This is a genomic window from Polaribacter sp. 2405UD43-2 (genome assembly GCF_058147125.1).
Window position 1 is genome coordinate 18,692 of record NZ_JBYVJX010000015.1, and the last position, 22,002, is coordinate 40,693.

At 32.7% G+C, this 22,002-nt stretch carries 24 protein-coding genes; 1 reads left to right on the forward strand and 23 read right to left on the reverse strand.

All coding sequences use genetic code 11. From position 1 onward, the window contains the following. Positions 1 to 108 precede the first annotated feature (108 nt). The 16 genes from ACY2RX_RS14045 to ACY2RX_RS14120 form a co-directional block, all read right to left on the reverse strand. The gene (locus ACY2RX_RS14045) at positions 109 to 1,152 is read right to left on the reverse strand and encodes a hypothetical protein (RefSeq protein WP_490104612.1); all 1,044 of its coding nucleotides are present in this window, start codon (positions 1,150 to 1,152) and stop codon (positions 109 to 111) included. A 213-nt stretch (positions 1,153 to 1,365) separates the two neighbouring features. After that, complete coding sequence (locus ACY2RX_RS14050; RefSeq protein WP_490104613.1) at positions 1,366 to 1,797, reverse strand: DUF3995 domain-containing protein; 432 nt, start codon at positions 1,795 to 1,797, stop codon at positions 1,366 to 1,368. Continuing rightward, positions 1,794 to 2,927: an FAD-dependent monooxygenase gene (locus tag ACY2RX_RS14055; protein ID WP_490104614.1), complete on the reverse strand. Its 1,134-nt coding sequence runs from the start codon at positions 2,925 to 2,927 to the stop codon at positions 1,794 to 1,796. The genes ACY2RX_RS14050 and ACY2RX_RS14055 overlap by 4 nt, the downstream gene beginning before the upstream one ends. 160 nt (positions 2,928 to 3,087) lie before the next feature. Continuing rightward, positions 3,088 to 3,792 (reverse strand): hypothetical protein, encoded by a 705-nt coding sequence (locus tag ACY2RX_RS14060; protein ID WP_490104615.1) that lies wholly within the window; start codon positions 3,790 to 3,792, stop codon positions 3,088 to 3,090. Between the two features lie 450 nt (positions 3,793 to 4,242). After that, entirely contained in the window at positions 4,243 to 4,647 is a 405-nt protein-coding gene (locus ACY2RX_RS14065) for a hypothetical protein (RefSeq protein WP_490104616.1), read from the reverse strand. An 806-nt stretch (positions 4,648 to 5,453) separates the two neighbouring features. Next, a complete protein-coding gene (locus tag ACY2RX_RS14070; protein WP_490104617.1) occupies positions 5,454 to 6,167 on the reverse strand; it encodes a hypothetical protein in 714 nt (237 codons plus the stop codon). Next, positions 6,149 to 6,700, reverse strand: a complete 552-nt coding sequence (locus tag ACY2RX_RS14075) for a hypothetical protein (protein ID WP_490104618.1) — start codon at positions 6,698 to 6,700, stop codon at positions 6,149 to 6,151. The genes ACY2RX_RS14070 and ACY2RX_RS14075 overlap by 19 nt, the downstream gene beginning before the upstream one ends. A 303-nt stretch (positions 6,701 to 7,003) precedes the next feature. Next, positions 7,004 to 7,495: a hypothetical protein gene (locus ACY2RX_RS14080; protein ID WP_490104619.1), complete on the reverse strand. Its 492-nt coding sequence runs from the start codon at positions 7,493 to 7,495 to the stop codon at positions 7,004 to 7,006. Positions 7,496 to 7,652: 157 nt separating this feature from the next. After that, complete coding sequence (locus ACY2RX_RS14085) at positions 7,653 to 8,246, reverse strand: hypothetical protein (protein ID WP_490104620.1); 594 nt, start codon at positions 8,244 to 8,246, stop codon at positions 7,653 to 7,655. Between the two features lie 148 nt (positions 8,247 to 8,394). Further along, on the reverse strand, positions 8,395 to 8,778 hold the full coding sequence (locus ACY2RX_RS14090; protein ID WP_490104621.1) for a DUF3997 domain-containing protein: 384 nt from the start codon (positions 8,776 to 8,778) through the stop codon (positions 8,395 to 8,397). A gap of 319 nt (positions 8,779 to 9,097) precedes the next feature. Continuing rightward, positions 9,098 to 9,655: a hypothetical protein gene (locus ACY2RX_RS14095; RefSeq protein ID WP_490104622.1), complete on the reverse strand. Its 558-nt coding sequence runs from the start codon at positions 9,653 to 9,655 to the stop codon at positions 9,098 to 9,100. Between the two features lie 325 nt (positions 9,656 to 9,980). Further along, entirely contained in the window at positions 9,981 to 10,595 is a 615-nt protein-coding gene (locus ACY2RX_RS14100; protein WP_490104623.1) for a toxin-antitoxin system YwqK family antitoxin, read from the reverse strand. 322 nt (positions 10,596 to 10,917) lie between these two features. Continuing rightward, on the reverse strand, positions 10,918 to 11,316 hold the full coding sequence (gene vapC / locus ACY2RX_RS14105) for a type II toxin-antitoxin system tRNA(fMet)-specific endonuclease VapC (RefSeq protein WP_490104624.1): 399 nt from the start codon (positions 11,314 to 11,316) through the stop codon (positions 10,918 to 10,920). 442 nt (positions 11,317 to 11,758) lie between these two features. Continuing rightward, on the reverse strand, positions 11,759 to 12,358 hold the full coding sequence (locus ACY2RX_RS14110; RefSeq protein WP_490104625.1) for a hypothetical protein: 600 nt from the start codon (positions 12,356 to 12,358) through the stop codon (positions 11,759 to 11,761). Between the two features lie 367 nt (positions 12,359 to 12,725). Further along, entirely contained in the window at positions 12,726 to 13,910 is a 1,185-nt protein-coding gene (locus ACY2RX_RS14115; RefSeq protein ID WP_490104626.1) for a type I restriction enzyme HsdR N-terminal domain-containing protein, read from the reverse strand. Positions 13,911 to 14,079: 169 nt separating this feature from the next. After that, positions 14,080 to 14,400 carry a hypothetical protein gene (locus ACY2RX_RS14120; protein WP_490104627.1) on the reverse strand — a complete coding sequence of 107 codons (321 nt, stop codon included), beginning with the start codon at positions 14,398 to 14,400 and terminating at the stop codon, positions 14,080 to 14,082. Between the two features lie 225 nt (positions 14,401 to 14,625). Here ACY2RX_RS14120 and ACY2RX_RS14125 point away from each other — a divergent pair, with 225 nt between their 5' ends. Further along, positions 14,626 to 14,904, forward strand: a complete 279-nt coding sequence (locus ACY2RX_RS14125; protein WP_490104628.1) for a hypothetical protein — start codon at positions 14,626 to 14,628, stop codon at positions 14,902 to 14,904. Here the strand turns inward: ACY2RX_RS14125 and ACY2RX_RS14130 are convergent. From ACY2RX_RS14130 to ACY2RX_RS14160, 7 genes are all read right to left on the reverse strand, one after another. Further along, positions 14,865 to 15,437, reverse strand: coding sequence for an HNH endonuclease (locus ACY2RX_RS14130; RefSeq protein WP_490104629.1), 573 nt, complete (start codon positions 15,435 to 15,437; stop codon positions 14,865 to 14,867). The two genes, ACY2RX_RS14125 and ACY2RX_RS14130, sit on opposite strands and share 40 nt — an antisense overlap. 156 nt (positions 15,438 to 15,593) lie before the next feature. Then, positions 15,594 to 16,193 (reverse strand): hypothetical protein, encoded by a 600-nt coding sequence (locus ACY2RX_RS14135; RefSeq protein ID WP_490104630.1) that lies wholly within the window; start codon positions 16,191 to 16,193, stop codon positions 15,594 to 15,596. A gap of 152 nt (positions 16,194 to 16,345) precedes the next feature. Then, positions 16,346 to 16,786 carry an SMI1/KNR4 family protein gene (locus ACY2RX_RS14140; protein ID WP_490104631.1) on the reverse strand — a complete coding sequence of 147 codons (441 nt, stop codon included), beginning with the start codon at positions 16,784 to 16,786 and terminating at the stop codon, positions 16,346 to 16,348. 307 nt (positions 16,787 to 17,093) lie between these two features. Continuing rightward, positions 17,094 to 17,636, reverse strand: a complete 543-nt coding sequence (locus ACY2RX_RS14145; protein ID WP_490104632.1) for a hypothetical protein — start codon at positions 17,634 to 17,636, stop codon at positions 17,094 to 17,096. 212 nt (positions 17,637 to 17,848) lie between these two features. Next, the gene (locus ACY2RX_RS14150; protein ID WP_490104633.1) at positions 17,849 to 20,053 is read right to left on the reverse strand and encodes an AAA family ATPase; all 2,205 of its coding nucleotides are present in this window, start codon (positions 20,051 to 20,053) and stop codon (positions 17,849 to 17,851) included. A gap of 165 nt (positions 20,054 to 20,218) precedes the next feature. Continuing rightward, positions 20,219 to 20,749 (reverse strand): hypothetical protein, encoded by a 531-nt coding sequence (locus ACY2RX_RS14155; RefSeq protein ID WP_490104634.1) that lies wholly within the window; start codon positions 20,747 to 20,749, stop codon positions 20,219 to 20,221. Positions 20,750 to 21,150: 401 nt separating this feature from the next. Continuing rightward, positions 21,151 to 21,861, reverse strand: coding sequence for a hypothetical protein (locus tag ACY2RX_RS14160; RefSeq protein WP_490104635.1), 711 nt, complete (start codon positions 21,859 to 21,861; stop codon positions 21,151 to 21,153). Between the last annotated feature and the right edge of the window lie 141 nt (positions 21,862 to 22,002).

Sequence of the window (22,002 nt, forward strand, 5' to 3'; positions counted from 1 at the left end):
TAAATTAGCGATAATTTTCGGTTTGGCACTGAAGTTAGCAATTCCGAGTGGATTCGGACGTAGTCGAATCCGCCGTAATTGCGGTTATACATTGTTAGCAAATGTTATTTATTCAATTATTTCAATTCTATACTTATACTTTCTGATGTCTTTCTTATTCTTTTTAAAATCCGTCATTTTCTCTTTTTCAAGAAGCCCATCTTTGTTGTATTCGTAAATCATTTCAGATGTTTTTTGTAAGTCTGATGTAATTGGCACTATCAGATTGCCATTGTATTCTGTTTCGTAAACCGAAACTTTAATCAAGTAATCGTCTTGGTCATATTCGTAATGGCGAATGTTCAAAATCCCTTTTCTTTCCGAATATTCTGTCTTTGTGTTCTTATCTTGATTTTTTGAATTAGCAAACCGATAAATCGAAGTTACTTCTCCATCTCTGAAATTCTTTATTTCCGTTGTTTCAGAGTTTTGTCCGAAGGTGCTATTTATTTCTCTTTTGGTTTCATAATTACTAGTCCCGACTACTTTCTTAAAAGTTTCATCTCCATTTGAGTTGTATAGAAAAGAAGTCACAATCGTATCACGATACATTTTACTGTACTCTTTTTTCTCGATTGGTTTGTTTTGAGAGTTAAGGATTTCTGTATAACCTTTTATTTTAGGTGAGGAAATGATTTTTTCAACTTCTTTTGAACTCTTTAATTGCTTAAAATCTTTGAACTTTGAAATGTAAGCATAGGCATTAGTATTCTTCTTGAAATCTTTTGATTCTGGATATTCTTGAGTAAATAATGTTTTTGTTACCGGATTTTGTCCATACTCATAAGTGTAAATTGACAAGCCTGCATTTGAATTAAAGTCATATCGTTTTACAATTCTACCATTTTTGTCATATTCATTTGCGTAAATAAATCTATGAGGTTCTTTCCATTTGAAAAAAGGTGGAATTTCAGTTTCTCGGTAGTCAAATATGATTTTGTTTTCAAAGTTGAATTCAAGAATTTTCTTTAATTGCCCCTTTTCAGTTTGGATAATTCGGTAAGCTGATTTGGGCGGTTCTTTTAGTTTAAATTCAATGTTGTTGAAAGCAAACTGTCCGAAAGAACTTGAACAGATTAGTAAGGTCAATATCGTAAGAAAATTTTGTTTCAAATTGTTATTTTTAATATTTGCTAACGGTTCGTATAAGAATAGTAAGGGATTAAAATGCACTTACTTTCAGATTTAGCACTTAGCCAAATTTACAATTTTACCGTTATTTTTCTTTTAACCGTCAAATTGTAAATTTGGCGGACTTTGTTAATATGCACCAATCTTTGGGTTTGGCACTTAACCCTTATTATTTTTATACATTGTTACCACCAGTTATTTATTCATAAGTTGTATCAGTATTCCAAATATTCCAATTGTCAAACACAAAGGGGCAAACCATTTTGAATCAGCTTTAGCAAATTCAGTATTCTTTATTTTTTTGAAAAATCCAACATATCTAAAATCTCCAATTGCTCTTAAAATAAAAATTGAAGGAATTATCCAACTCCCGTAGGTGATTATCCAATTCGGAACTTGAAAATTGATAAAACCCGATTTTATCAAATAAAATAAACCGAATGAAATTAAACCAAGACCAACAATTGCAGTAGCAGTCTTTGGTGGTTCTATTGCTTTAACTCCAATTTCTTTTGTAGGTAAAGCTTTTTCAAGACCCCATTTTCCACCAAAAAGCCAATAAAAATGTATAAAACCAAGTGAAGTGAAAATGGCTATTAGTATAATAGATAATATTGTTGATATCATATTTCTGCCAATTGAAAAATTTGTTCATTCTGTTTTCTATTAACTGAAGAAGGCGTTAATCTTAACATTTGATTACGTAAACCAATTAATATAGGATTTTTAAGATGTGCCATTTTTCCAACAATCCAACTTGCTTTAACAACTTGATGTGCTTTTGGTAATCTTAATTTTTGATATTCCGAAAATGCTTTAGTTATTCCATATTTGGATAAACATTCCGAGAGAACAAAAGCATCTTCTATTGCCTGACAAGCACCTTGTCCCATATTTGGTGTTGTTGCGTGAGCAGAATCTCCAATTAAGCATACATTTTCTTTATGCCAAATATTGGTCGGTTTTAAATCTGAAATTTCGGCAGTATTTATTTGTTCTTTTTTAGTTGAATTTATGATGTCCTTAATTATTGAATTGTAATTGTTGAAATATTGGTGTAAATCATTGATTGAAAATTCGTTTGTGTTTTTTTTGAATGATTTCAAAGCATACCAATACACCTTATTTTCTGCGATTTGAACAAATCCAAAGCGTTCTGATTTTCCCCAAGCCTCATTCAATTCATTTCTAAATTTTATAGGCAATTCATATTCTGTAACTCCTCTCCAACATATTTGATTAGCATTTCGAATACTGTTGTTAGGAAATAGTTCTTGTCTAACTACTGAATTTAGTCCATCAGCTCCTAAAATGGTTGAGGATTGAATTTGTTTCCCATTCTCAAAGTTTAAATCGTACCCATTTTCACTTTTAACTATTGAAGTAAGTTTATTATTAAGATTAATTTCAGTTGATTTTAATTCGTTAATCAAGATCTGTTGTAGTTTTCCTCTATGAATTGCAATGTTCTTTGTGTTGTGTTTTTGTTCAAAATAGGACAAGTCAATTTTCGAAAGTGGTCTTAGGTTGGATTTGGTAATATTCATTGAAGAGATTGGATTTCCATTTTCCTCAATAACCTTTCGTAAACCTAACTTTTCATAAACTTGCATTGCATTATTGGCTAGAATTATTCCCGCTCCAACTGATTTTATCTGTTCAGCTTGTTCAAAAATTCTTGCTTTAATTCCTTTTTGTTCAAGTGCAATTGCAGTAGTTAATCCTCCTATTCCTGCTCCAATAATATCAATGTTCATAGTTGTTCGTTCTAATTGGTGGTAACGGTCTCGTATAACCGTCAGTTACGGGTTAAATTAGCGATTATTTTCGGTTTAGCACAGGCTTTAGCAATTCCGAGTGGATTCGGACGTAGTCGAATCCGCCGTAATTGCGGTTATACATTGTTGTGTGCAGTTTTTATATTCCATTTCTGGTTTTCCAATTACTCATTGTTGTTGGATGTTCATTGTCAATTGGATAATTCCGATTTACAAAGTCCAACTGTTTTGGTGTTAGTAAGACGAACATTCCATCATTTCCACAATTTATTGGATAAAACTGCTCGTCTGAATTTTGACGCCTTAATTCAGCGTTCAACATTTCTATAAAATTCACATAAGCAATTCCCCAATCCAAGTCGGAAAATTGTCCGTCAAATGCGGTGTATTCGATTCCGTTCAATTCAATTGTGTGTTTCCAACTATTTTGGTCTTGTTCGCTTTTTTCGTTTGCAAATTTTAATTCAAGTCCAAGTTTGTCAAAAGTCGGTTTGACTTGGTTCAAATATTCAGTCAATCCGCCAACCTCAAATAATTCCTCGCAGTCTACCCAATGATAGCGATTGTCCATAAAATTCAGAGTTTCGCCACGCATTGGTCCTTGAAAGAAGTTCAAGTCCGTATAAGCCTTTTGAAAGTCGGTTTTAACTGTATCCAATTCAGATTCGTTGGTCAGACTGAAATACCCTAATTTTTCTAATTCCGCTACGACTTCTTTTCCACTTAATTTCTTTTGAATTACTTTCTCTGGATTCGGGTTTTTGATTTTAGAAACCGCATTGTCCTTTTTGGAATTACAAGCCAAAAAAGTGAGAAAAAATATGATTAGAAAAAGATGTTTCATTGGTTTTGTCAAATTGCACACAACGTCCGCGCAGCTATGCGCATTTTGTACGAGTGAAAATACGGAGTATTTTAGACTTGTGCAAATTGCGTATAGCTGAGTGTTCTGCGGCGTCAAACGCCGTAGAATGCTCAGCGTAGCTGCGCGGACGTTCGGCGGCATTAGCCCGCTAGGGCTTGATGCCGCCGAACGGCTTCGGCTATGATTAGTACGGGAATAAAAGAGCGCTTTGTTTCCGTTTAAGCGATTAGCCAAATCTTTTTGTTTGTTTTTATTTTTCTATTTAAAAAGCCTAATCCAAAAGATTTGGCGGACACTATAAATATAACTGTACTTGGCGTAAAACACCAAAACCCGGATTAATTATAGCCATTGTTAGCAACTGGCTTTTCGCAGTACCTATCTTTAAATCTCTGTGATTTCAATTTTGTTTTTAGGTATTGGATAACTCTATTTATTTCGCATTCTTCCGTTTTTATCTTCAACACCTACCTTTCCAGGTGCAATTCCAACCATTCTCCCATCGCTACCTTGAAGCCCAATGTAACCAGATTTAATCTCAACCATTCTTCCGTCGCGTCCTTGTAATCCAATTGAACCTGAACTAATCTCCACCATTCTACCATCATTACCTTGAAGTCCCATTGACCCAGATTGTATTTCGATCATTCTGCCATCATTACCTTGAAGTCCCATAGCACCTGCTCTTATAGCAACCATTCTTCCATCTCTGCCTTGTAATCCTGTTCCGCCGGGCGGAATTGGAACCATCCTACCATCATTACCTTGAAGTCCTATATATCCATCTGGAATAATTATAGCTACTCCATCTCGTCCTGTTAGTGTTGTTTTCATATTAATTTGGTTTTTAGTTTGTTGCTAACGGTATTGTGTATGATTTCGTTGCGTGAAAATCCGCGAGGATTTTCCGCCGAAACTCAAAGATAGCAAAATTGCAAGGATTTTCCGATAGGAAAATCAGAAGCAATGAATTATACACGTTGTTGGCTTTTAGTGCTTTTTTGTCCGCTTAAAATTCCGTTTTGCATTTTTGGCTTTCCGTTGATTTAAGTTTTTTTGAATTTGATTGAATTCGCCCGTTTCCGATTTCGCAAACTTGCTCAAATTCCGATTAAAGTTTTTGTTCGGTAGAGTGGAAGTCAGACGTTTATTTGTGTTCAGTTCCGTTTTTTACCAAATTCCGTTCAGCAATTCAGTCAGCGTTTGAGTGATAATTCAGCGTGATTTTCGAAATTCAGCACGAGAGTTTTTCTGATTTTCCTAACTTAAAATTCAAAAAAAAAATCGAAAAAAAACTGACTTTTTTTCAATTGCGTAAACTTGCTTCAGCATTAAAGCCAACGTCCGCGCAGCTATGCGCATTTTGTACGAGTGAAAATACGGAGTATTTTAGACTTGTGCAAATTGCGTATAGCTGAGTGTTCTGCGGCGTCAAACGCCGTAGAATGCTCAGCGTAGCTGCGCGGACGTTCGGCGGCATTAGCCCGCTAGGGCTTGATGCCGCCGAACGTTGTTGTGTAAGGAAAGTTGCGTGGTTTAAGCTGTAAATTTAGTAAATAAAACACGAACCAAGAAAATCCGAGAGGATTTTCGTAAGTAGGCTTTTACCAGCAATTTTTTTTACACGGTGTTACCCACAGTTATTTTTCTTTCAGATTATAATTTTTAGCTACTAAATTCAGTTGCCAATTCAGTCTTTTTTTGTCAAATCTACTTTTATAAGTTAAAGCACTCGTAAATAATATAGGTATATTTTTCAATTTAAGCTTTTGGTCTTTGATTATACTGTCTTTATGTATTCCAGAGATAACATCTATACCAAAAGATTTATCGTAGTTAAATTCGTAACCGAACCAAATATTTTCCCAATCCTCTTTCTTTTGTTTTTTATTAATTCCAAAAAAATCAGATGCACCACTATTACAAACAATAATAATTTCTGGATTTATCTCGCAAATAATTTCGTGAGTTAATTTTAATTGAGAAACAAGAAATTCTACATCATTTTCATAAAAGTCATAAACTCTTTTTTGATTTGTTTCTCTAAATTGAAATAGGTCTATATAAGACCAATCACTTTCATATTTTGTATTTGTAACTAACTCTTGAAATTTCTTATAATGTCTTGAATATTCTTTTACAGCATTTTCAATATCATACATATATGATTCTTTAACTGCTTTTGCAGTAAAAGAGGGATTTATACCAACAAATAATGCTTTTGCTTTTTTTAAATTAGAACAAACAAAACCTCTAGATATAATATTATTTATTTCATAATTATCTGAAGAATAATTAAAAATTTCCTCAAGTCTTGAATATATTTTCTGATTATTTAATTTTTCTGAAACCATAAAAGCAATAATAAAATCAGGAACATTAATATTAGACCAAATAAAGGGAATAGTTTTTTTATTCCTTTTTTTGATGATTTATTTTGAAATACAGTTTCAGAAATTTTCTTTTTTATAATTTTTTCAAATTCATTACTTCCTTTATTTTGTTTTCTTAATTTTACTCTTTCATCTGACCTTTTTCTCGCGTTTTGCCTCCTTATTTCACTTGCACTTAATTCCTTTTTTTGAGTTTTTTCACCTTTTTTCTTTAATAAATTACCTGCAATTACAGCTCCTGCTAGTAATGTATTTGTTTCCTTTTTTTGTTTTGGTTTATTCTTTGAGTCAGTATTTACTATAATTTTATTTGGATCAAATTCTACTCCAGGATAATGATAAGATATTACCCTTGTTATTTCGTCAAGTCTATTTGCTCCAAGAAATTTTTGATAGTCGTTAACATTATCATATTCAATAATTTTATTTATAGTTATGTTTCCATTTTTGTAGCCATAACCACTCAATTTTATAATGTATATTGTTTCAGCCATAAAGTTGGTATTAATTGTGGGTAACGTCCGCGCAGCTATGCGCATTTTGTACGAGTGAAAATACGGAGTATTTTAGACTTGTGCAAATTGCGTATAGCTGAGTGTTCTGCGGCGTCAAACGCCGTAGAATGCTCAGCGTAGCTGCGCGGACGTTCGGCGGCATTAGCCCGCTAGGGCTTGATGCCGCCGAACGGTTTTGTGTAAGCGTCAGTAATGGGAAAGTGCGCGAGTACTTTCCGCTGACGCTACTAATTTATTAAAAAGGCTAGAATTTCCGATTAGGAAATTCAGCCATTATTGCGTTTACACGTTGTTGTGCAACGTTTTTTTTAATTCAATCGCATCAGTAAATTTTTCACGAAACTTATTCTCAATTTCCACATTTTTTGTTTTAAAAATTGTTGCTGTTCCGTCAAAACTTATAATTTCAATTTCACTTTGTTTATTTAAAAATTCATTCGGTTTATTCCAAATATCAGAGTTTAAGTCCGCAAAAGGCAATTCCGATTTTTTTAGTTTTGGAATGTCATTTTTAAATCCGCAAAACACACACCAAGTAAAATCAATTTTGCGGTTTCTTATGATTTCCAAAAGTTCAATTCCGCTAAAAGTTATTCTGTCCGATTCAAAATCCAGTTTTTCAATTCCGCCTTTTTGGTCGTAATCTAAAATTCGATAATCTTGATTTGTTAATAACCAATTTAATTCAGAAAACTCCTTTTCAAACGGTTCTATTATTTCATACAAATCCGTGTGAAATTCAACTTGTTTTGTGTTTTCTAATATTAATGTCATCGCTTTTTTTCAAATGTTGCACAACGGTCTCGTATAACCGTCAGTTACGGGTTAATATGCGTTAATTTTCGCTTTAGCACTGACTTTAGCAATTCCGAGTGGATTCGGACGTAGTCGAATCCGCCGTAATTGCGGTTATACATTGTTGTAGCACGTATTATTTTATTAATTCCCATTTTTCATTTTTCTTTTCCCAACCTAAAAGTCCATTTTTTAAACTCCAATAGAATTTTTCAATTCTATCGTCTCTGTTAGAATAAGAACCGTCCGCTTCTATTATTTTGACATCATCGTATTCCTTTCCGTTTATTGAAATTTTAGAGTTTGGAATGCTATCTAATTCAGTTTTCGAAAAGTGTGTTTTTCCATAATACCAAGACCATTTTGCAATAATGTCAAAATTTACACCAAAATCATTTTTTCCAACTGGATAAAGTTCCATAAGATACTTTCCTTCTAAATATCTATGTTCTCCATTTGGTGGATTCGGGTCAGACCTAACACATTTAAGTTGATAAGTTTCTGATTTATCTGGAAATAAATCTAATGGATTTCCACCAGCCATAAATCGGTCAAATCCTTTAAGAAAGATTGTATCTCTATCATTGTTTGATGACTTAAACACAAGTGTTTCATTTCCTTTGTAAGGAATTATTCCGTAAGCATATTCAGGAATTTTTGTTCTTTTTCCACAAGAGAAAAAAAATGTGAAAATTCCAAGAGTTAGTATTATGAATTTTGCTTTTCTCATATGTGCTACAACGGTTTGTGTAAGGATAGTTGCGTGATTAAGTAACTAACTTAACAAAAATGGAACGAACCAGAGGAAAATCCGAAGGATTTTCCGAGTAGGCTAGAACCAAGCAATTATTTTTACACTTTGTTGTGTGTAGTTTTTTTTATTCAAATTCAAGGTTTATTTTTAATTCAACAGTTTTTTTATCAAAACCTTCTTCAGTCAGTGGCCCAAAGATTTTGTCTCTTTTCTTTTCAATAATGTAATATTCAATAACACCTAAATTTTCGTCTCGATTTATTAATGGGTCTCTTTTGGCAATAATATATTTTGAATTAAAATTAACCTCTAAAACGTCACCTTGAATTTTAATATCACTATAAACATATTCTTGATTCGACTTGTAAACAATTGCTTCACTGTTGGGATATCCAACGTCAATTGATTCGTATTTTGGAAGAAAGTAGTAGTCGTTTCCTAATTCTCTGTCGTTACAAGAAAAACAGATGAACAATAAAATCAATATATGTATGGAAGTTTTCTTCATTTTTTAATTACACACAACGTCCGCGCAGCTATGCGCATTTTGTACGAGTGAAAATACGGAGTATTTTAGACTTGTGCAAATTGCGTATAGCTGAGTGTTCTGCGGCGTCAAACGCCGTAGAATGCTCAGCGTAGCTGCGCGGACGTTCGGCGGCATTAGCCCGCTAGGGCTTGATGCCGCCGAACGTTCGGTGTATGGTTTGTTGCGTGTTTAAATGTACAATTTTTTAGTTAAAAACTAACTTTATAAAAATTCACTTACCTTTGGTTTAACAAGAAATAGCAATTAACTATACACTTTGTTAGCGGTTGGTTCGTTTTTATTTATTTATTATTTGCTCTACTTCTTTGTCATAATAAACAAAAGTGGTGTCTACTACATACTGATATTTACTTTTGTCAAACTTAAAAGTGGTTATTTGGATTTTTGAAGGGTTGTACGGTTTAAGTTCTTCAGATGATTCAATAGTCCATAAACCATTTTTTTCTACTTCAAATTCAGCATTCTTCAAATAATCCATAAAAACTAATTTGTAAAAATTATCGTATTGGTTTAAAAATAAACCATACATACAGCCTCCTGTTCCACAAGCACCTAAGTAAACTAATATATCTTCTTTTCCATCAGCATTAAAATCACCATTTTTATAAGGTTCTGTTTTCGCAGAACTGTCAGGTAATTCAAAGTCCGAATTTTTAGGTTTAATGATCTGTACAAAATTTTCGCTTATCCTTTCGTTGAGAATAAACAGACTCTCTTTGTTATTTATAGAAGTATTGGTTTGTATGGAACTCGATTCATTTGAAATGTTTTTCTGCTTTTTTCTATTTTGACAAGAAACTAAAGCTATTAGTATAAATACTATCACATTTTTCATTCTTTCTCAATTTTCGTTTTAAATGACCGCTAACGTCCGCGCAGCTATGCGCATTTTGTACGAGTGAAAATACGGAGTATTTTAGACTTGTGCAAATTGCGTATAGCTGAGTGTTCTGCGGCGTCAAACGCCGTAGAATGCTCAGCGTAGCTGCGCGGACGTTCGGCGGCATTAGCCCGCTAGGGCTTGATGCCGCCGAACGGTCTCGTATAACCGTCAGTTACGGGTTTAAATTTACTAAATTTCGATTAGGCACTGATGTTAGCAATTCCGAGTGGATTCGGACGTAGTCGAATCCGCCGTAATTGCGGTTATACATTGTTAGCTACTGTGCTTTTTTTCTTTTTGATTCAATAAATATTCGTCCGTTTAGCGGTGTCCAAATTCCAATCGCATAATCATCTTCAGTTCGGATTCTTTGTAATTCAAACACTTTGTCGCTGGTCAAGTCTCCCCAATATTTTAGAGGTATTTCCTTAATTATTCCAAACAGTAATTTATCTCCGCCTTCACAAGTAGTGTCAATACTTAATTCGGTCGGTTCAAAAGTCAGTTCGTATTTCAGTTTTCCATTATCATCATAGATTTTCCAGAGTCCAGTCCGATAATAATGGAATTGTCGACAAGCACCTCCAGTACAACAACTGATGTAAGAACCTAACTTATAATTCCCTTCCATTTGCAAAGTTCCGTTTTCACAGTATTCTTTCCAATATCCAACTTTTAAGTCACTAACTCCGTATTTACTAACTGCAAGAGCTAGAGCTCCTTTTCCAATAATTATTCCGTCTTTTTTTAATTCAATAATTGTGTCGTTTTCAGGAAGTCCATCTTTTAATTCTCCATAAAGTTTATTGTCCGAAATATAGATAGTGTCTTCTTGTCCAATTGCTATCTGACATTGGAAAATTAATAGTGATATGATAATTGCGATTCTCATTTTCGGCATTGTAGCTAACGTCCGCGCAGCTATGCGCATTTTGTACGAGTGAAAATACGGAGTATTTTAGACTTGTGCAAATTGCGTATAGCTGAGTGTTCTGCGGCGTCAAACGCCGTAGAATGCTCAGCGTAGCTGCGCGGACGTTCGGCGGCATTAGCCCGCTAGGGCTTGATGCCGCCGAACGGTCTTGTGTATGGCTCGTTGCGTGGTTTAGCCTGTAATTTAGTAAACTATCACGAAACAGAGAAAATTCCGAAGGAATTTTCCAAGTAAGCACTTGCCCAAGCAATTAATTATACACGTTGTTGTAAATAGTGCTTTATCGCTGAACCCAATTTTCAATTTCTATTCCCTTAATTCGGTCAAATTCTTTAACATTTTCAGTTACCATTATCAATTCATTCGCAATTGCTGTCGAACCAATTAAAAGGTCAAAGTCACTAATCATTTTACCTTTTTTTCTCAAGCGTACTTTTTCTGACGCATAAATTTGTAATGAATTAAAAATCGGTAGAATCTTGATTTGTTCTGAAAAACTGTCAATTATTTTGAAGTTCTTTTTAGGGTTTGAGCTATTTTCCGCTCCAAACATCAATTCGGCAAGAGTTATTTCTGAAATAGCACAATCACTCAAGTTAACCTCTCGGAATTTTTCAATCAAATTAAATTTTCCACGAAACAGGTGAATACAAATATTCGTATCTAAAAGATATTTCATCCTAAACTCGGATTATTTCTTTTTTCAATTCTCGAAGACTTTATTTCGCTGATTATTTCGTCTGAAGACTTATCGTCTTCCCACGCACCGAAAATAGAGTTAATGTCAAATGCTTCTTTTGATTTTATCTCAATTGATTTAGTCAATTTGATAATCAAATTTTTTTTGGCACTATTATCCAAGCTTTTCAAGTATCCGAAATACTTGTCTAAAATTTTGTTCGATATGGTTAAACTTCCCATTTTTATTCTTTTTTATGCAAGATACTTATTTTTTAGCACAATGCTTTTTCAGCATTATTTACAACGTGGGTGTATATGGTTTGTTGCGTGGTTTAAGCACCTAATTTAGTAAATAAAAACTGAATAGAAAATCCGCGAGGATTTTCGCAAGTAGGTAAGAAGCCAGCAATAAATTATATACGGTGTTACCACACGTTTTTTTAAATCAGACTATTTGTTCGGTTTATAAAATCAGTTAATTCTTTAGGATTCTTTTTCGCTGATTCCATAATTCCGACATTATTTACTATAAAATTTACAAATATTTCATTCGGCTTTTCAGTCCAATTATATTTTTTCATATTTGAATTGAAAATAAAAGACCTAATTGTATGAATTGGTCCCCAAGGAATTCCCCACCAACCTAAAAGTGCTGACCTTTTATTCGCTTTTTTGTGCATTTCATCGAGGCAATCAGAACAGGCAACTCTCAAAAACTTATCGTAATTTGTTATTATTAATATACTTTCAACTCTACCGACTAAAGTAGCATTGATTTTCCTTGTTTTAGATTTGCATTTTGGACAAGTATGGTTTCTCAAAATTTCACAATATTCGTCAAGTTCAATATTTGTCAATTCTCTTCTTTGCGCATCAATACTTTCAATCAAATTCAGATTTAGGTTTCTTCTCCTAATTTCATCTTTTAATACACCAATAGCTTCTGGAATTAAAGAATCAGCTTCTTCGGATGCCATTTGTTCAATTTGATAATCCTCAAAAGTTCTATAATTCTCTCTAATTTCGTTTAAATCTTCCATTTAATGTGTGGTAACGTCCGCGCAGCTATGCGCATTTTGTACGAGTGAAAATACGGAGTATTTTAGACTTGTGCAAATTGCGTATAGCTGAGTGTTCTGCGGCGTCAAACGCCGTAGAATGCTCAGCGTAGCTGCGCGGACGTTCGGCGGCATTAGCCCGCTAGGGCTTGATGCCGCCGAACGTGTTTGTGTATGGCTCGTTGCGTGCAAATTAGCGATTATTTTTCGGTTTAGGCACAAGCCGAATTTTTAAATTTTACTATTTATCTTTTTTGTTGGAAATCGTCAAATTTAAAAATTTGGCGACTTTCCAAATACGCCTTGACTTCGGTTTAAACAACTCATTAGCAATGAGCTATACACGTTGTTATGTGCTGGCCATTTTCCTGATTTGTCTAAATTTATCTCTCACAAATCCGTAATCAATGAAATTTGCAATAAGTTTTTTTACATCTTTATCTTCCCACGTGAAAGTTTTAGAGTTGTCTATTGTTCCTAAATAAATTTTGTTCTCTTTAATCAAGTGAGGACAATTTTCTTTGATAAAATTCAATACATCAATATTTTTAGCACGACCCAAATTCCCAACAGTTAATGTTCCATCGTGCCAAAAAGAGTAACTGTTATTCTCAATTTTTACAAATCTATCAAGAGCGTATTCCAGAGACATATGACTATTCTCAAAATCATCTATTGCAACATTGAATAAAGTATATCCTTTACTATTTCCCCATTTCGGATGATTTCTTGCAGAAATTTTCCCCATAATTGAAATACTTACCAATTCATTTTCTTGTTTTTCGTTTTCGACAATGAAATAACGATATTCTCCTGTAAATCCACCACCTGCGGAATTGCCGAAAGTTGTAAATCTCAAACCACCATCTGTAATAAATTTCTTTTCTGTCAATTCCAGATTGTTGGTCTTATCATTTTCGTCATAAATGAGACCAACTAAATTCGTTATAAATGGAACTAAATTTACTTCTGTATCTTCACCAATATTACCATCCAATAAAAGTAAATCTCGATTAACTGTTAAATCGCCTTTGTGATTTGGTCTTTTCCAATTATTCACAAATTGTTTTACAAATTCAATTCCATTACCTTTTATTAAATCTGCATATTTTGGTAATTGCTTTATCTCTCTATAGTCTTGTTTTTCTTCATTCCAAGTGTAACTTTCGGTATTCAGTCCATTAGTCATAGTCATAATTTTAGGTAATAAGAAATCATCATAACTTGAAACTTGTTCAAAGACTTTGTCCGTTAAAGCTACTGACGGTGCTTTACATTCAATTACTATGAGTGGAATTTTTTCATTTAGTTTTTTGTCTAAACCTGAAACAATTATATCTGCTCTTACTCTTTTTCCTTTTTGATAGTGTGAAAGTGGTACTTCAACATCGATGAAAGCAGGTGGCACTTTATAGTCGGTAATCAGTTTAGATACAAATTCCTGCCGAACAATTTCTTCAGGTGTGATTTGAATTAGTTTTTTCCTCGTTGAGCAAAGAACACATTCCTTTCCGTCTTTTAAGTATTTCTTCAATTTGTAAAATTTTTGGTCGGCTTGCACATAACGGTCTCGTATAACCGTCAGTTACGGGTTAATATGCGTTAATTTTCGGTTTAGCACTGACATTAGCAATTCCGAGTGGATTCGGACGTAGTCGAATCCGCCGTAATTGCGGTTATACATTGTTGCCACCAGTATTTTTTCAGTAAATCGGTCCATCAAATTTCACAATCGTTGTGTCGTTTTTCACAGTAAAGTCAACCCAATGGTCTAACGAGCCTCCATTTGTATAATATCCGCCACCAGTTATTTCCTTTTTTCCGTCCGCACGAGTAAAAGTCAACGAGTAAGCTCCGTCAGTTTTATTTTTCCGCATCGATAAAAATTCAGTCACGCTTTCATTCGGCTCAATTCGGTCAATTTTTATCACGTCCAGTTTTTCGGTCGTAGTAAATTCCACGTTTGTTATTGGTTCGCTTGAGTCATTTTTAACTTTCATTTCAATTCCGTTTTCTTTGAACATAAAACACGAGTTCAAAGTCAGAATTATCATTATTGCAAGCAGTTTTTTCATATTGGTGGCAACGTTGTTGTATAATCTTTGTTGCGTTGGTTTTGCAGTAAAGTTAGTAAATAATTAAGAACCAAGAAAGTCCGCGAGGACTTTCGCAAGTAAGCTATTTGCCAGCAATAAAGTTTATACGGTGTTGGCTGTAGTATTTTTTTCAATTTTCAAATTTTTATTATTATGACTAAAAAAGATATTCAAGATTATACTGACTTTTTAAATAATCCTAATTCAAGACTTAAAGATTTTTACAAATTTTCAACAGAAGCACAAGATCATATAATTCACGCAAAATTAACAGTTCTTTCAAGTGAATTCCAGTTTTGGTTGCAAATGGCTTTTGATAATGATTTTTCAAAAATTAAAGTTGAAACTGATAATTATAATTTTAAACTAAATATTTCATTTCCTAAAAAGTATCACAAATTTGACGATGAAGGAAAATGTATTTCTAAATGACATTCTCTGCAAACACTGATTAAATCTTCAAGTTTTTCATTAAATAAATTTTCATATGTTAAATGATGTACATCATCCGCTTTTTTTTCTTTACAAACTTTACATAATGAGCCATCTCTTTTTAATACTTGGTTTCGTGTCGTTTTCCATTCTTCTGAAAGTAAGTATTCATTATATTTTCCCTTTCTGGAATTGTAAAAAGATTCAGATAGAGAGTTTTTTTCAAATTGAAAATTGTCTTTGTATTCCTGTTCTCGTTCTAAATTCAAGTCACTTTCAACCAAATGAAGATATTTCTTACTTAATGGTTTGCTCTTGTTTTTACAAGCACCACAATTCAAACATTGTTCTCTAATGAAATATAAGCTTTCATTTTTTCTGTCAATAACATAAATTTTATATGAATTTCTACAACAATCATTCAGTTCTGAAAATTTCCAAAAATGACAATTTTGGCATTCATAAATATTATGGTATTCATAACTTTTTACCACACTTATATTTCTGCTTTCACATTTTTCACATTCCTCCATAGGTTCTGGTATATTACAGCCAACGTGTTTGTGTATGCTTTGTTGCGTTGGTTTAGCGTAAATTTAGCAAATAAAAACCGAATAGAAAATCCGCGAGGATTTTCGTAAGTTGGCTAAAAGAAAGCAATAAAATATACACGTTGTTGGCAATAGTTTTTATTTAATATTCAATCTTTTTTTAATTACGTTTGGTTGTCTTTTCAACAATTCTGCAACTTTATCTATTCTTCCAAATTTTTTATAAGCTCTTGTCATTATTTCAATTTCTCTTTCAGTCCACGATTCATAGGCTCTTTGGTATAATTTTCTTGTTTCTAATTGTGGTACTGTAAATTTTCCTATTTCCTTTTTCGGTAATTTCTCAATATGGGGTTTTGCTTTCTCAATTAGTTCGTTAATTTCATTCTCTGGTAGTTTTGGTAAAATAATCTTTCGCTCACTTTTTTCCTCACTTTCAGTCAATTCAGGTTCTTTTTTTATTTGATAGAAATACCATTCAAGAAATTCAGGTTTTTTCTGATTGTACTGGAATTTACATTGAGGAATAAGTTTTAGTAAATCGTTTTCTTTAAGTTTTCTCAAAAACCTTCGGAAATGAATTCCATTATATTTATCTTTTTCAATGAGTTTTTTTCTTGCTAAAATTGGATATAAGTCAGTACTTCTCAAACCGTCAGAATTTGTACTTTCCAAATGGTTTTGAATTTCACGACTAATTCTTCTTGCTTTCTGAAATTCTTCGTGCGTTAAGTTCATTCGTTAATTATTGCCAACGGTCTGGTATAACCGTCAGTTACGGGTTAATATGCGTTAATTTTCGGTTAAGAACTGGCGTTAGCAATTCCGATTGGATTCGGACGTAGTCGAATCCGCCGTAATTGCGGTTATACATTGTTGTGCATAGTTTTTTACCCATTAAATTTTGACTTTATTTTATTCCAAAATGAGCTTTTTTCAACGTAAAGTTTATTAATCGAATCAGCTATTTTTTCCACCTTTCTTGTTTCGTGATTCCAGAAAAACAGTTCGTCAGTTAAATTCCCATTTCCGCTGTGAGTCAAGATTAATTGATTTCCATATCCGTCCGCTCCAATCGCGATTCCATTGTCAGGAAATCCATTCCATTCACGCGCATTTTTTGTTTCAAGTCCGATGTGGTTACAAGTCCGACTTATTCTTTTTCGGTCAGTCTTATCAAAAAATGGGTACAGTTCAAATTCAAACTCGTCCGAAATCAATAATTCACCGCCATTTGATTTCATCATTCGGTTTTTAAATTCAGTTGGGAATTTTACGTTCAATTCCGATTCAGTTTCTTGTATATATTTTTCGTCTAATGGAAATGGCATTTCACGGTTTGGTTAAATTATGCACAACGTCCGCGCAGCTATGCGCATTTTGTACGAGTGAAAATACGGAGTATTTTAGACTTGTGCAAATTGCGTATAGCTGAGTGTTCTGCGGCGTCAAACGCCGTAGAATGCTCAGCGTAGCTGCGCGGACGTTCGGCGGCATTAGCCCGCTAGGGCTTGATGCCGCCGAACGGACTCGTATAACCGTCAGTTTACGGGTTAAAGTACTCAAATTTTCCGGTTTAGCACAGACGTTAGCAATTCCGAGTGGATTCGGACGTAGTCGAATCCGCCGTAATTGCGGTTATACATTGTTAGCATTAGTTATTTTTTGTTGTTCTATGATTTTATAATTCTTGTCAAAAATACTTACCTCAAGATTTATTTTCTTTTCAGGTCTTAGTTCTCTAAGATATTCTTTCGCTAATTCGATATTTTTAAATTTTCTGTAAACATTTCCCCATCCGTTAAATTGATTCAAATCATTCGTTAAAACTTGTCCGTATTCATTAGTCATTAATAGAGCAACTTCTTTTTCAATCAGGCTTGGTTTTATAATTTCGGTGTCTTTTTCAGTCAGAATTTCATTTGTCATAAATCCTAATATTTCATAAATCGGAACTTTGTTTGTAATTCCGTCAGAAAAGGTTTTGGATTTATTTTGATGTTTTATTGTCAGCTTTTTTGAGTTAAATTGAAATAAAATCTGTTCGTTCAGTTTTTTTGGATGTGATATTGCTAATTGTCCATCATTCCACTTATGTTTGATTTCAGGATAGAAACTTAACCATTCAGATGCTTCTGTTTTAAATCTCTCTCCTATGTCTTTTTTTAGAAAACTAAACATTCGGTTTTAATTAATGCTAACGTTTAGTATAAGAATAGTAAGGGATTAAAAACGCACTTACTTTTCGGTTTTGCACTTAGCTAAATTTACAATTTTAACGTTATTTTTCTTTTAACCGTCAAATTGTAAATTTGGCGGACTTTGTTAATATGAACCAACTTTGGGTTTGGCACTTAACCCTTATTATTTTTATACATTGTTACCAACTGGCTTTATTCTTCATCTTCTATTCCCATCATCATTAAGTAATGTCCTCTGTTTTCCGTGTGATAGAAAATATTTTTAAAAACGTCAATATATTTCACAATCGTATCATCAGGTGCTTCAATATATAAGTCATCAGGAAGAGTGTGAGAACCTTCATTAGTCCAACTTAGAAGTGAACGACAAATGTCTTTTTCTTCTCTAGATTCAAATTTGTTAATTAGAAAATCATCTCTTTTATTACCTAATATACTATAGAAATTTTCTAAAATTCTTCTCATAGTATTTTGAATAGTTATTCCTGAATTGTGTTCCCATTCTTTAATTTCACGCCACAATAATTCGTAGGAAGATTGAATCGGATTTTGCTCTCCATATGAATGGATTATAGATTGATTGTTGTTCTTTCTTAAAATCCAAAAAGAGGGTTTTTGACCTTTTCGATTAAGTCCTTCATAAGATACTTCTTTATGGAAGTAGACATTATGAGTGAGCAAGATTAATTGTTTAATATTCCCTTCATCCGTTTTTATTTTCTTTGCTATTTCCTTTACTAATGTGCTAACAATGAAAAGAACATTACTATCTAAACTTGATATTGGGTCGTCAATCACAAGTATTCGCTCGTCATTTACACTTTCTTCATTAAGTCCGCCTTTGGTTAATTGTAGGTAATATAAAAAGGTGATAAATGTAACTTCTCCTTCGCTTAAAGTTTTTTCAGCAACTGTTCCATCTTCTCGTTGTATTTGATAAAATCCATCTTCTGTGGCTGGTACAATTTTGAAATTAACAAAACCATAGTTTGTTAGAAGCCTATTGATTTCATCAATAGTTGGTTGAATACTAGTGACATTTTTACTTAAATTTTTAATTTCAGTATCTAATGAATTATAGGCATTTAGTTTTTCTTGAATTTGTATTTTTAATGCCGAAATCCCAGTTTCAATACCTGTGCTGTCCGAATTGAATTTTGTTATTTGAGTTGTAAATTCGTTACAACAGTATTTCCAAACTTGTTTTATTAATGTTTCTCGCTCGGAATTGTAATTACTTACAATAAGATTGTTTTTAGTTATTTCAGAGTTTGCATTGTCAATAAGACTTGAAATAAGACCAAATTGCTCTTCTAAATTAATTAGGTCAACACTTCTGCTAGGTTCTTTAACTTTATTGCTTAATAATTCCTTGTTTGCTACAATTTGACTTATAAGTGTTTTTAAGTATGCAGAGTATTTTTCTAATACTAGTTTGTTGTTTTTGTCGTTCTTTTGATTTGTTTCTAATTGATTTAGTTCATTTATCAAGTTAGAAGTTAATGCAAGATATTCTTCTCTTAAACTTTTAATGGTTTTAATATCTTCTATAAATTCTCCATCAAAAAAACTGTCTAACTGTTTTTTAAAATCTTCTGTTATGGTTTTTTCTTGGCAAAAAGGACAAGTTTCATCTTCTTGAAGATAACTTTGACCTTGGTTAACCCAATCGTTAATATTTAATTTCTGTATTAATTTTGCAATATTAACATCAGCCTTTCCGATAATTATTTTTTGCCAAATACTAGATTTTTCAATTTCAATAATTCTGCTAAATTGGATAGAGTTTAGTAATGTTAAATTTTCTGGTCTTTCTCCAAATACAGTTTTTGATTTCTCTTTTAAGTAGTCAAGTTGTTTTAAATCAGAAGTGTTGCTACTATTGTCAACTAAAATTTTTGTTTTAAATCTCTCTTTATTTTGAAAACCGACAAAGGCATCTTTAAAAGTGGTTTCATATTTCTTATAAATATTTGACCAACAAAATTCCTTGAAAGTATTTGTTAATTCTTCTTTCTTTAATATTAAACCCTCAAGAGTTTCATTTTTTTTAATTCTCTCGGTTTTTAGTTCTTTTAAAAGAATTCCTTTTTCTTCAATTACTTGTATTTGCTCTGCGGTTGCTTCTCCCAATGTGAAAACACCACCAAGTTTTCCCTTTCCGAAATTTCTTTCTCTGAATTCTTTGTTATAAACTAAGGTTTTTATTGGGTCATTTTCCCAATTTAATGAGCAATGCTCAAATTTTGGTTCCTCTGCATCCTGTAAATAGTTTGAAATAGTTGTTTTTCCACAACCATTTGCTCCATAAATAAAGTTTACTTTTTTTAGATCATCTATTGTAGTTCCATCATTGTCAAATGTTGCAATTTGTTTTATGGATATAGATTTTATCATTTAAGGTATGGTTGATTTTTAGCTTGTTGGTAACGGTTCGGCTATGAGTAGTTGCGTGGGTTAGCACTAAACTTTGCAAGTACACACCAAACTGAAAATCCGAGAGGATTTTCAGAAGTAGGCGAGAACAAGCAATTACTTATAGCCATTGTTGTAGGTAGTTTTTTAATTCAGTTTAATTTTCAGTTCTCTTCCGATACTATCTTTTTCATAGAATCTAATAATTTCAGATTCTTTTTCTGTTTTTTTAATTACAGCGAAGTCAAAATATCTATCAGAATGTTTTGGGATTATTTTGGTATCAAAAAAAACAGTATCATTTTCAATTCGATATGTTCCTTTTGCACTTGTAATTCCAAAACAAATATTCAATTCCTTAAATTCATTATTCTTAAATAATTTTAGAGTAGTCGTACAATTTGCAGCTCCTTCTCCAAATGCTTCTAAAAATATTTCACGAGTTTCTTTCGGTTTAATAATTCCATTTGGGTTAAAGAATAGAACTGCTAAAAGTCCAATATTAAAAATATTCAGAAAGATTCTTTTTAGTTCAAACGTTTTCTTAAAAATGACTATTCCAATATTTATTAGTTGGATAATTCCAATTATTAAAAATGAAATCATTAAAAAGGCTCCCCAAAAAAAAGCAAAAACTCCGCTATTATCTTCCCATAAATAACTCGTGTTTATAGTCAAAAATAGAAATAAGATTATCAGCGAAAATATTATCTGTTTTTTCAAGGTTCTCGTATTTCTTAAATTACCTACAACGTCCGCGCAGCTATGCGCATTTTGTACGAGTGAAAATACGGAGTATTTTAGACTTGTGCAAATTGCGTATAGCTGAGTGTTCTGCGGCGTCAAACGCCGTAGAATGCTCAGCGTAGCTGCGCGGACGTTCGGCGGCATTAGCCCGCTAGGGCTTGATGCCGCCGAACGTCTCTGTGTATGGCTTGTTGCGGAAAAATCCGCAGGATTCTTTCCGCCATAACCCAAAGATAGCGAATAAGCGTTGAATTCCGATTAGGAATTCAACCGCAATGAGCTATACACGTTGTTGTGCTTTCGTTATTTTTATATATCAGAATAAATGGGTTTTAATTATCTAATTCTGCCTTTAAACGTTCTTTTATTTTTTGAAAATCTTCAATAGAATACTCTAGCTTTAAAGATTCTCCATTTAAGGATTCAAGTTTAAATGTAACTATGTTCCATAACTCAAGATTTGTAAACAATGATTCATAATTTATTATAGGACCACCTTGAATCAATCCTTTTTTCCATTGTGGTAAAGCGACTTCGCTATAATTTATATTCTTAATAAAAAAAGGTTCAATCGTGTTTACATATTGCGAATTCGCATAATTTAGAGTTGATGCAGAATAATTGAATAAACTCGAGAGATATTCAAAATCCATTTTGATTGAATCATTCTTTATTTTGGATAAATAATTCTGACTGATAAATTCTTTTGTAATGGGAAATTTGTAATCAGTAACCAAATATGTTGCCGTATTTCCTAATAGGTTTTTAATTACGTTTATTGAATCTGTGTTTTTAGAATTTATTATTTTTAAGATTCTTTTGTTTTTATGAATAGATGAATCTATTTTAACTTTTAAAGACATTGCTTCATTAATTTCTTGGTCTAACTCAACAATTATTCGTTCATAATAATTTTTGATAGTGTTATATTCAATTCTATTAGTATTCCAATTATTGATTGATAATGCTATTAAAATCCCAATTACAACAAGTACAATTTCTCCAATTGCGTATTTAAAATACTTTCCAGTTTTGTTCTCCATCAGCAGATTTTGTCTAATTTTTCTAAAAAATTTTATCATTGGTTAATGGTTGGTCATAATGAAGCACAACGGTCTCGTATAACCGTCAGTTACGGGTTAATATGCGTTAATTTTCGGTTTAGCACAGGCGTTAGCAATTCC

Coding starts and splice junctions, on each gene's coding strand:
- ACY2RX_RS14110 (WP_490104625.1), bottom strand. CDS start 12,358: ATGGAAGATTTAAACGAAATTAGAGAGAATTATAGAACTTTTGAGGAT.
- ACY2RX_RS14140 (WP_490104631.1), bottom strand. CDS start 16,786: ATGCCATTTCCATTAGACGAAAAATATATACAAGAAACTGAATCGGAA.
- ACY2RX_RS14160 (WP_490104635.1), bottom strand. CDS start 21,861: ATGGAGAACAAAACTGGAAAGTATTTTAAATACGCAATTGGAGAAATT.
- ACY2RX_RS14070 (WP_490104617.1), bottom strand. CDS start 6,167: ATGGTTTCAGAAAAATTAAATAATCAGAAAATATATTCAAGACTTGAG.
- ACY2RX_RS14090 (WP_490104621.1), bottom strand. CDS start 8,778: ATGAAGAAAACTTCCATACATATATTGATTTTATTGTTCATCTGTTTT.
- ACY2RX_RS14075 (WP_490104618.1), bottom strand. CDS start 6,700: ATGGCTGAAACAATATACATTATAAAATTGAGTGGTTATGGCTACAAA.
- ACY2RX_RS14145 (WP_490104632.1), bottom strand. CDS start 17,636: ATGTTTAGTTTTCTAAAAAAAGACATAGGAGAGAGATTTAAAACAGAA.
- ACY2RX_RS14065 (WP_490104616.1), bottom strand. CDS start 4,647: ATGAAAACAACACTAACAGGACGAGATGGAGTAGCTATAATTATTCCA.
- ACY2RX_RS14060 (WP_490104615.1), bottom strand. CDS start 3,792: ATGAAACATCTTTTTCTAATCATATTTTTTCTCACTTTTTTGGCTTGT.
- ACY2RX_RS14100 (WP_490104623.1), bottom strand. CDS start 10,595: ATGAGAATCGCAATTATCATATCACTATTAATTTTCCAATGTCAGATA.
- ACY2RX_RS14080 (WP_490104619.1), bottom strand. CDS start 7,495: ATGACATTAATATTAGAAAACACAAAACAAGTTGAATTTCACACGGAT.
- ACY2RX_RS14130 (WP_490104629.1), bottom strand. CDS start 15,437: ATGGAGGAATGTGAAAAATGTGAAAGCAGAAATATAAGTGTGGTAAAA.
- ACY2RX_RS14050 (WP_490104613.1), bottom strand. CDS start 1,797: ATGATATCAACAATATTATCTATTATACTAATAGCCATTTTCACTTCA.
- ACY2RX_RS14135 (WP_490104630.1), bottom strand. CDS start 16,193: ATGAACTTAACGCACGAAGAATTTCAGAAAGCAAGAAGAATTAGTCGT.
- ACY2RX_RS14095 (WP_490104622.1), bottom strand. CDS start 9,655: ATGAAAAATGTGATAGTATTTATACTAATAGCTTTAGTTTCTTGTCAA.
- ACY2RX_RS14125 (WP_490104628.1), top strand. CDS start 14,626: ATGACTAAAAAAGATATTCAAGATTATACTGACTTTTTAAATAATCCT.
- ACY2RX_RS14120 (WP_490104627.1), bottom strand. CDS start 14,400: ATGTTCAAAGAAAACGGAATTGAAATGAAAGTTAAAAATGACTCAAGC.
- vapC (WP_490104624.1), bottom strand. CDS start 11,316: ATGAAATATCTTTTAGATACGAATATTTGTATTCACCTGTTTCGTGGA.
- ACY2RX_RS14150 (WP_490104633.1), bottom strand. CDS start 20,053: ATGATAAAATCTATATCCATAAAACAAATTGCAACATTTGACAATGAT.
- ACY2RX_RS14055 (WP_490104614.1), bottom strand. CDS start 2,927: ATGAACATTGATATTATTGGAGCAGGAATAGGAGGATTAACTACTGCA.
- ACY2RX_RS14085 (WP_490104620.1), bottom strand. CDS start 8,246: ATGAGAAAAGCAAAATTCATAATACTAACTCTTGGAATTTTCACATTT.